The organism is Rhizobium sp. ERR 942 (genome assembly GCF_007828395.1).
GTDB classification, from domain to species: domain Bacteria; phylum Pseudomonadota; class Alphaproteobacteria; order Rhizobiales; family Rhizobiaceae; genus Rhizobium; species Rhizobium dioscoreae.
This window is the reverse complement of record NZ_VIUA01000024.1, coordinates 1-8,702: the sequence shown is the minus strand read 5'-3', so window position 1 is coordinate 8,702 and position 8,702 is coordinate 1. Positions and strand designations below refer to the sequence as shown.

Genomic DNA, 8,702 nt, shown 5'->3' with positions numbered 1-8,702 from the left:
TGACCTTGCCACACTGGTTTTTATACTACCCCAGCCGTCGCCTGCCGAGCGCCGCCATGCGCGCATTTCTCGACTATATGAGAAGCTACGACTGGGAGGCGAATGACTGACGGCGCACGCCCGGAGGTCGAGGCCTTGCAGGAATTAACCCCTCGTGCCTCATGTGACGCGCTGCCACTCGATCCGGATTTCGGTGCCTTCCGGCCTGCGGAATTGCTCGGTCATGCGGTCGCCGTCCACGACCAGCGTGAGATCATCGCGTGTTCGCGCGCTGCCAACCCAGTTTGGGAATGTCGATCCCTCGACACGGTTGCCGCTGAATTCGCCCCTCTCATCGACGGTGTAGGTGCCGAAGAACCCGATGCTGCGTGACATAGCCATGCGGTTTTCATCGTCCGTTCCCTCACCGCGAGCATTGGAAGCAAAGGGCGGGATATCGGCGTCGGTCAGGACTTCCACGAAGTGCATGTCGGGGGTGAAGACGAGAAGACCGTTGGGTTTTTTTCCATAGGCGGCGGTGTTCTTGCCGCCGGGATCGATGGTTGCCGACACCATGCGCCAGGTGCCTACAACCTGGTTTTCAGCCGCTGTCTGCGCGAAGGCGGAAGACGAGACGCTAATGGCGAGAGCCAACATGGCTGGTCGGATGCACATGGTGTTTCCTTTCCTATTCATGAGATCTGTGTTTCCAGGCCGCTCTCGCGGTTCACAAGTCCTGGCGGTCGGCAGAATTCGCCACCTCCCGTTGCGCCTCGAGAGCGGACAGGCGTGTGGAAAGCGCCTTTGAGATAGACGAATAGGCCGTGCTGCCCAGCGCCAGCCGCAGCTGCGGCTTCTCGCTCTCGGCGGCTGATATGATTGCGGCCACGGTTCGCGCCGCATCGCCGTTGATCTCGAAGCTGCCTTGCGTAATCGCCCGGCGAACCGCCCCGGCGGGAGTGTCATCGTAAACATCCATCGGTGTCGCGCAGACAAGATTGGCTCCGAAATTCGTGCCGGTCGGCCCCGGCTCGACGATGATGAAGTCGATGCCGAAAGGCTCCACCTCCTGAGCCACGGCTTCGACAAAGCCCTCGATGCCCCACTTGGTTGCGTGATAGAGGCTGAAGCCCGGATAGGCGATCTGCCCACCTTCGGACGAAACCTGGACGATCCGCCCGCCGCCTTGCCTTCGAAGAAGAGGCAATGCTGCGCAGATTAGATGGATGGAGCCGACGAGGTTTGTGGCGATCTGCCGGTCGATCTCCTCATTCGTGAGCTCTTCCGCAGCACCGAACAGGCCGTAACCGGCGTTGCTGACGATCACGTCTATCCGGCCGTGCCGTTGGAATGCTCCTTTAACGGCGGAGTCAATGCTTTCCGGCTCGACCAGGTCGAGCTCAACGATATCGAGACGATCGCCGTATTCCTGCGCAAGTTCCGTCAGCGCGCCCACACGGCGGACCGTGGCGACCACCTTGTGTCCCTTATCAAGCAGCTGTTGTGTCATCTCGAGACCGAGCCCCGAGGAGGCGCCGGTAATGAACCATGTCTTTGGCATAGAAACTCCTGATCTGTTCATCTCGGAATGTAATTCGGCAGCATTGGTGATATAAGATCTTCAATTTGCGATGATGCGGTGAGGATATATCACGAATGTCACGGCCCAGCCTGAACGATCTTGCCGCCTTTGCCGCGGTGGCCAATCACCAGAGCTTCCGCAGAGCCGCCGACATCATGGGCGTCTCGCGCTCCGCCCTTAGCCACGCGATCATTGGACTGGAGGGAAAAGTAGGCGTACGGCTCTTCAATCGGACGACGCGCAGCGTGTCGCTGACCCAGGCTGGCGCCCGCCTGCTCGCACGACTCGACCCGGTTCTGCAGGATCTCGATCAAGCGCTCGATACCCTATCGGAGGAACGCGGTACCCCAAGCGGTCCGCTGCGGATCAACGCCAATAAGAGCGGCGCTCGCATCCTGCTCGCCGACGTCGTTCCAAGCTTTCTCGATCGTTATCCCGACGTCGAGCTTGATTTGGTTTCGGAAGGACGGCTCGTCGATATCGTGGAACAGGGTTTCGATGCCGGCATCCGCTTGCTGGAAGCTGTTCCGAAAGACATGGTCGCGGTGAAGTTCGGCGGCGACGTGCGTTTCATCGCCGTGGCAGCGCCATCCTACCTCGAGAGCAGAGCAAGACCGCATACGCCCGACGACCTTTACGCGCACCGCTGCATCCGCCAGCGTCTGCCGAGCGGGAAGCGCTATCGCTGGGAGTTCTCAAAACGGGGCGCCGAAGTGGCGATCGACGTCCCCGGCAACCTCACCCTCGATGACAATGATCTTCTCGTCCAGGCGGCGATAGACGGGCGCGGTATCGCCTATGTACCCGACTATTTCGCGCAGCCATTTCTGGCGTCCGGTCAATTGGTCACCGTGCTTGATGAATGGTGCCCGCCGACATCGGGGCTGGCGCTCTATTACCCTCGCAGCCGGCACGTTCCGTCACCACTCCGAGCTTTCATCGACCTCCTACGCGAGGTGGACAGGTCACGGTGACAGGGCGGCACTGAGTGGGCTCCGCCCCTGTCAACTGGTATGTCAAGGCGTTGCTCGCTGACGTCGTAAGATCATGCCGCCATGGCGCAATGTGTTGGCATCGACGAAATCGCCGTCGGCAGTGAAGCCCGTGTGGTCCCAGTACTCGATATGCGTCCCGTCGACTTCGTAGCGGCCCTCATAGGCTCGCTCCCGCTGGCCGCGGGCCTCGACATAGCGTCCGTTCGGCAGAAGCTCATGGCGCACACGATTGTCGTCGGTGACCCACATGCCGGCACAGGGATGGTTCGGCTCCAAATTGGTCTCTTGCGCTTCTATGGATTGAAATGAAAGGGTGGCCGTGATGATTGCTGCAAGTGCCTGTCGCATGACCTGGCTCCATTGAGCACTACTATTCTCGGTTTGGAAGCGATGGCGCGCGGATGCGCGGCTATCGGTCGCCAGACGCTCTGGTCTGCCGAACCGCCGGCGTCGGTCATTGGGGCCGTGGAGCGTTGTTGTCGACGACCTGCTGATAAGCAACGAGGTCCAGAAAGGCCTCAGCATTAACGACAAGGCCGTTCTTCATCTTGAGTATCCAGACGAACTGATTGCGATAAGGTGCGCCCGACGTCGTGGTCGCCGTTCCGTCGAAGCGGATGATGACGGTGTCGCCATCGGCGAAGATGTTGTGCACCTCCGGCGCGATCGGGGTCGCGAGCCGGCTGGTCAGGGGACGCGATGCCTGTTCGATGAAATCCTTCTGGTTGCGATAGGTGCCCGCGACCGGTCCGGAACCATGGATCGTCCAGACGACATCGGGAGCGAGGAGTTCCGCGAAGACATAGGTGCCCCCGCGCCACTTTTCGAAGGCGGCCTCGACGACCGCCTTGTTTCGCTGCTCGATAGCCACACTGTCCACAGCTTGCACCTGCGTTGCCATGGCGTTTGCAATGGCTGTGCCCGGCAGAGCGAGCGACAGCAATGCCAGTGTGATCAGAGCTCTAAGGCGCGCGCCGGCGACCCTGTGACGTGTCGGAAGAATGGTCATGGTATCGGTCCTTTTCTGTTGCTGAGAGCTTGATGAGGACTATCGACCCGCGATGAAGCTGCATGCACCGTCAACAGGCCTCGAGTTCTAGTTCGTGAGATCCAAGCTAGGCGCCCGAATAAGATCGGACAATTTGCCCAATGATGACCAAGCTGGTAACCTGATCTAACCAATGGCAATCGATCTGAATGGCATTTCTGTTTTCCTGGCTGTCGCTGAAGCGCGGAGTTTTCGTGTAGCCGCGGAGAATTTGGGCATCACACGGCCAGCCGTCAGTCAGGCCATCCGCCGTCTCGAAGATCGGCTGGGCGTTGCGCTCGTGCGGCGCACGACACATAGTGTCAGCCTCACGGAGGCTGGTGAACTACTATATCAGCGTGTGGCGCCCGCTATTTCCGAAGTCGGACTGGCGCTCGACGCAACGGCGGATCGCGACAGCGCACCAAGCGGCCTGTTGAGGCTGGCGGTGTCATCCATCCCCGAGCAGTTCATCTCCGGGCCGCTTCTGGCGGGTTTTGCGAAAGCCTTTCCCGGCATCCGGATCGACGTGACAGTGACGGACGAGGAATTCGACATCGTCGACGAAGGCTACGACGCGGGCGTGCGATTGGGTGAAGTCATCGATCAAGACATGATTGCCGTTCCAGTTTCGGGCGACCAGCGCCAAGGTGCTTTCGCCGCGCCGTCCTACATCGAACGTTTCGGCAGGCCCGAGCATCCTTCGGAGCTCTCCGCGCATCGTTGTATCGGCTGGCGTCCAGCGCCACACAGCGCGCTTATCGCTGGGAATTCGGTGAGCATGGACGCGAGTTCGATGTGGCTGTCGACCCCGCAGATCACCACAACGACGTGTGGCTTATGATCCGCACCGCCTGTGCCGGAGGCGGCATTACCTTCGGAATGGAGGACACCTTCAAACCCTACGTCGAATCCGGACAGTTGGTCCCTCTCCTTCAGGACTATTGCCCTCCCTTTGCCGGCTTCTTTCTCTACTATCCCAGCCGGCGCAATATCGCTCCGAAGCTTCGAGCCCCGGTCGACCGCGTGAAGCGGTGGCGATAGCGCCCCATGACATCGTCGTGTCATCACAGTCGCTACCGGGCCCGGCCACTACGATGCGGAACGCCCGAGCGCTGAGGCTGGCTTGAAGCCGTGGCCGCATCGCGGATGGTCACTCACCTTCGTTACCCGCCTCATCGCGTCACTTGCGTCGAAGACAGCTAGCCAGCTTTCTGGCCCCAGCACCCTGAGATCCCGTCCGGATCCGGCCGCGTCGAGCATTGAAGTTCGTTCGCTACCTTGCGATTATCGTAAGGTAGCGAACGAAATGAACCGGCCGTTCCCATGCACGATCAGGCGGATACCAAAAATCTCTCCGTGGAAGCATGGACGAAGCGGTGTCACTTCGCAGGCTGAGCCCTCAACCGCCTTCATCGCGGCGCCCTCAGTTGAGCGGCCAGGTATTTCCGCACCACAGCACGACTAAGCATAGCGTTCAGTGCTTAGCGCGGGAAGCTCGAACGGAAAGCGCTAGCTAGGGTGCAAGGCGGACTCGCGTGTTCCGGGCGCGCCCCGTCACCTCAGCTACCGCGGTAATCGTTCGTACCGCTGCCGTGGCCTGGCGCTGGGAAAACGTATATTGACGGCAATACGGACGTATGTATTATAACGGCTATGACAAAGCACTCTCATCGTGAAGCTATTTTGGAAGCAGGTCGGACTGTGATGTTCCGCAAGGGATATGTCGGTTCAGGCGTGCGCGATATCGTCGCCGAAGCGGCCGTACCTCAGGGCTCCTTTACGAACCACTTTCGCTCGAAAGAGGAATTCACGAGAGAGGTGCTGGACAGGTATTTCGCCAGTCTGAAGGACGCAATGGCGGAGTCGCTTGGGGATAAGCGGCTAACCCCTTCACAACGGATCAACCGTTATCTCGATATTATTATCGGCCGCCTGGCTGAAGACGGTTTCCAAAGAGGCTGCTTGATCGGTGACTTTAGCCTTGAGGCCGCGCCCCAGAGTGATCTCCTGCGCGAGCGGCTGAGTGATATCTTTCCTGAATGGTCAGCTCCTTTTGCCGACTGCATTGCCGAAGGCCAGGCGTCCGGGGAAATCTCGGATGCGTTCGAGCCAAATGACTTGGCCGAGTTTCTGATCGCAGCGTGGGAAGGAGCAATATTGCGGATGAAGGTATCCCGCGACGTAGAGCCGTTGGAGCGCTTCAAAAGGATTGTTTTCGCTACTGTGCTTAAAAGGTGATCGTGATGAACGCTGATATCAGCCTGCCCCGACTGCCCGTCCTTGACTCTGAAATGGCCTTTCGTGAGGCGGGGCGAACGGACGCCCCCACCGTGCTTTTCTTCCACGGCAATCCCACCTCGTCATTCATCTGGCGAAATATAATTCCGCTTGTTGCTGATGTCGGTCATTGTATCGCGCCGGATCTGATCGGTTTCGGACAGTCCGGCAAGCCGGATATCACCTACCGGTTCGAAGACCATGTGAGATATCTCGACGCCTTTATAGAGAAGTTGGAGATCCGCTCGGCCTACGTCGTAGCGCAAGATTGGGGTACGGCGCTTGCCTTCCATCTTGCCGCCCGACGTCCTGACTTTATCAAGGGCATGGCCTTTATGGAGTTCACAAGACCCATCCCGACCTGGGAGGAGTTTTTGCGCGATCGGGCTGAGCGCGAAATCTTCCGCAAGTTTCGTACACCCGGCGAAGGCGAAAAGCTGATCCTAGAGGAGAATGCATTCGTAGAGGGCGTACTACCGGGAGCAACCGTCCGCGTCTATACCGAGGAGGAAATGGCGATCTATCGCTCACCATTCCAGACCCCTGCCTCCCGCAAACCAACGTGGCGTTTTCCGAACGAATTGCCGATCGCAGGCGAGCCAGCCGATGTCTACGCGATAATGGAGCGAGCGCATGAAGCCTTGTCGGCTTCGACCTATCCCAAGCTATTGTTTGCCGGAGATCCTGGTGCGCTTGTATCGCCTGAGGTGGCGGAGGAATTTGCTCGCAGACTGCACGACTGCCGCCTAGTGAAACTCGGATCGGGCCTTCATTACCTCCAGGAGGACCACCCGGAGATCATAGGCGAAACGGTTGCGGAGTTCATAGCCGAGGTTGAAGCCGCGACCGCTGCCCGTCTGGCTCCTGCCACTGCTTAGTTCAAGCGACTTGGATGATGGACACGAGCCGCTTGCGGTCAAACTTGAATATGCTCATGCGAGCGCAGGATCGTAGCAGGTGGCCTGCTGGCGCAGCCTCTCGGGCGCGCTCTCCGCCGGTCTAACTGCATCCAATCGCAGTCTGCACTCGAAGCAAAGCACGCCTCCGGGGCAGTCGGCCGCTCGGTCTTCCACGCTTCTGGCAGGGTACTATGCGCTCCGGCGAGCAACGTTCATCGTCTCGCGAGTGCTGCTCCGAAGATGCCCAATGCGCGAAACGGCCCCTCTATTTCCCGTCCGAGCGGGGTGAGCGCATACGCGGACTGATCCTCTACCGCAACCCGCTTGATCAGCCGTGCTGATTCAAGTTCACGCAAATTCTGCGTCAGCTCTTTGGCGCTGATCCCGTCGATCGCGGACAGGAGAGCGTTGTAGCGAAGCGGCCCGACCAACAGCAGCGAGCGTAAGATGTGGAGCTTCTAGCGCTCCCGATAGTGTTGATTGCCAGTCCGAGCGGACAGGTCGCCGCATCGGAGCGAACCTCTTGGTGCGTTGATCCGTCAGCGGGAGGCGGTGAAGTTAAGTCTTCTGTGAAATCGACGGAGTCTTCCATGCGGAGAAGCAATAACATCTCCAGCCAATATCGCTGCATCGCCCTGGATCATCTCGGCTTTAGCCTTTCGGACAAGCCGTCCGGTGTCTCGTACCTTCCTCAGTTCCACACGGCAAACTTCGCCCGCTTCGTAAACGGTCTCGATCTCAATGACGTAACGTTGATTGTACATGATTGGGGTGGTCCGATCGCTCTGAGCTGGGCTGTCGAGCATCCGGATCGCGTTCGTCGCACCATTGCCCTCAATAGCTGGTTTTTCGACATAAGTGACCGGCTCATGATGCGGCGCTTCAGTGCGATCGTCGGTAGTAAAGTGGCCCGCTGGCTTACGCGGCACTTCAATTTCTTTACTCGGGTCGTATTCAAGGGGTCCTTCGGCGACCGGTCGCTCCTTACCCGAGCCGTACACGCTCAGTTCTCGCGCCTTTTGCGGCCCCGTCTTCGCGTGAGCAGACCTGGATATTCCCACGAGCCATCCTCGGCGAAAATGATTGGGCCGCGCGGATCGGGGCGCGGAAATCGATACTAGCCGATCTTCCAGCGCTTCTTCTCTGGGGAATGAAAGACCCAGGCCTTGCTCCCGTGCTCCCGATCTGGCGGGAGGCTTTCCCCAAGAATAGGTGCGTCGAGTTCGCCGATGTGGGCCACAATGTCGCGGAGGAGGCAGGTGATCGCCTGGTTCAGCCCATTGAAGTCTTCCTTGAGGACCATCGGCTATGACCGTGGTTGCGCTGCTGGGCGGCAGTGGGCGCCTTGGTGGTCGCGTGCTCGATCTTCTATGTGCGCAGGGGTGCCAAATCCGGGCATTGATCCATAGGAGTCGAATATCGGGTCCAACCGTGCAAGTTACGCAGGTTCATGGCGATGTTCATGATCCCGCCGCTGTTGCTGAACTCCTCGACGGAGCGTCGATGGTCGTCTCGACGCTTGGTGCCGCAGGGTTGCCGACAATGGACGTCTGCTCTGCCGCCATGCGGAATCTGATGCCGGTGATGACCGAACGGTCCATTATGCGGATCGTGACCACCACCGGCTCTGCTGCGCAACTCGATTCAGAAGTCGGTCAGAAAAATGGCTGGCAGGCAACGAGGCGCGCGATGCTGATGCGCCACATGGCTCCGCTGATCCTGGACGGAGAGGAGCATATGCGATTGCTGCAACAGTCAGCACTCGACTGGACCACCCTCCGCCTGCCGATCATGAGCGTCGGGCAGTCCGATGCTGTCAAACTGTCCGATATGTGCGGGCCACCTGATGCAACTCTCGGGTACAATGTCGTCGCTCGAGAATTGACGAGAGAACTGTTTTCGGCATACTGGATTGGCGCTGCTCCGTTTGCTGTCGGAGC

General features: G+C 59.3%; 10 protein-coding genes and 2 pseudogenes. 6 read left to right on the top strand and 6 right to left on the bottom strand.

Translation table 11 applies throughout. The features are described 5' to 3' along the window. Positions 1-110, top strand: a pseudogene (locus tag FBZ97_RS35025) (LysR family transcriptional regulator); the annotation flags it as partial. 49 nt (positions 111-159) lie between these two features. On the opposite strand, the gene FBZ97_RS34185 reads toward FBZ97_RS35025, so the two are convergent. After that, positions 160-654 carry a lipocalin-like domain-containing protein gene (locus FBZ97_RS34185; protein WP_145324686.1) on the bottom strand — a complete coding sequence of 165 codons (495 nt, stop codon included), beginning with the start codon at positions 652-654 and terminating at the stop codon, positions 160-162. 52 nt (positions 655-706) lie between these two features. Further along, on the bottom strand, positions 707-1,540 hold the full coding sequence (locus FBZ97_RS34180) for an SDR family oxidoreductase (protein WP_113391226.1): 834 nt from the start codon (positions 1,538-1,540) through the stop codon (positions 707-709). 95 nt (positions 1,541-1,635) lie between these two features. On the opposite strand from FBZ97_RS34180, the gene FBZ97_RS34175 reads away from it, so the two are divergent. Then, positions 1,636-2,535, top strand: coding sequence for a LysR family transcriptional regulator (locus FBZ97_RS34175; protein ID WP_113391225.1), 900 nt, complete (start codon positions 1,636-1,638; stop codon positions 2,533-2,535). Positions 2,536-2,577: 42 nt separating this feature from the next. Here the strand turns inward: FBZ97_RS34175 and FBZ97_RS34170 are convergent, their stop codons facing one another. Both FBZ97_RS34170 and FBZ97_RS34165 read right to left on the bottom strand, forming a co-directional pair. Continuing rightward, positions 2,578-2,904 carry an Atu4866 domain-containing protein gene (locus tag FBZ97_RS34170; protein WP_113391224.1) on the bottom strand — a complete coding sequence of 109 codons (327 nt, stop codon included), beginning with the start codon at positions 2,902-2,904 and terminating at the stop codon, positions 2,578-2,580. Between the two features lie 106 nt (positions 2,905-3,010). Then, positions 3,011-3,565: a nuclear transport factor 2 family protein gene (locus FBZ97_RS34165; RefSeq protein WP_113391223.1), complete on the bottom strand. Its 555-nt coding sequence runs from the start codon at positions 3,563-3,565 to the stop codon at positions 3,011-3,013. A gap of 172 nt (positions 3,566-3,737) precedes the next feature. Between FBZ97_RS34165 and FBZ97_RS34160 the strand changes: the two are divergent. The 3 genes and pseudogenes from FBZ97_RS34160 to FBZ97_RS34150 all read left to right on the top strand — a co-directional run bounded on the left by FBZ97_RS34160 (position 3,738) and on the right by FBZ97_RS34150 (position 6,741). After that, positions 3,738-4,627 (top strand): annotated as a pseudogene (locus FBZ97_RS34160) (LysR family transcriptional regulator). Positions 4,628-5,239: 612 nt separating this feature from the next. Continuing rightward, positions 5,240-5,824 (top strand): TetR/AcrR family transcriptional regulator, encoded by a 585-nt coding sequence (locus FBZ97_RS34155; protein ID WP_113352367.1) that lies wholly within the window; start codon positions 5,240-5,242, stop codon positions 5,822-5,824. 5 nt (positions 5,825-5,829) lie between these two features. Beyond that, complete coding sequence (locus FBZ97_RS34150) at positions 5,830-6,741, top strand: haloalkane dehalogenase (protein ID WP_113391250.1); 912 nt, start codon at positions 5,830-5,832, stop codon at positions 6,739-6,741. Positions 6,742-7,301: 560 nt separating this feature from the next. On the opposite strand, the gene FBZ97_RS35020 is transcribed toward FBZ97_RS34150, so the two are convergent. Beyond that, positions 7,302-7,763 (bottom strand): hypothetical protein, encoded by a 462-nt coding sequence (locus tag FBZ97_RS35020; protein ID WP_246661954.1) that lies wholly within the window; start codon positions 7,761-7,763, stop codon positions 7,302-7,304. A 116-nt stretch (positions 7,764-7,879) separates the two neighbouring features. After that, a complete protein-coding gene (locus tag FBZ97_RS34135) occupies positions 7,880-8,065 on the bottom strand; it encodes a hypothetical protein (protein ID WP_145324682.1) in 186 nt (61 codons plus the stop codon). Positions 8,066-8,070: 5 nt separating this feature from the next. Here FBZ97_RS34135 and FBZ97_RS34130 point away from each other — a divergent pair. Next, positions 8,071-8,702: NAD(P)H-binding protein (locus FBZ97_RS34130; RefSeq protein ID WP_113352363.1), on the top strand; the 632-nt coding region annotated here is incomplete at its 3' end.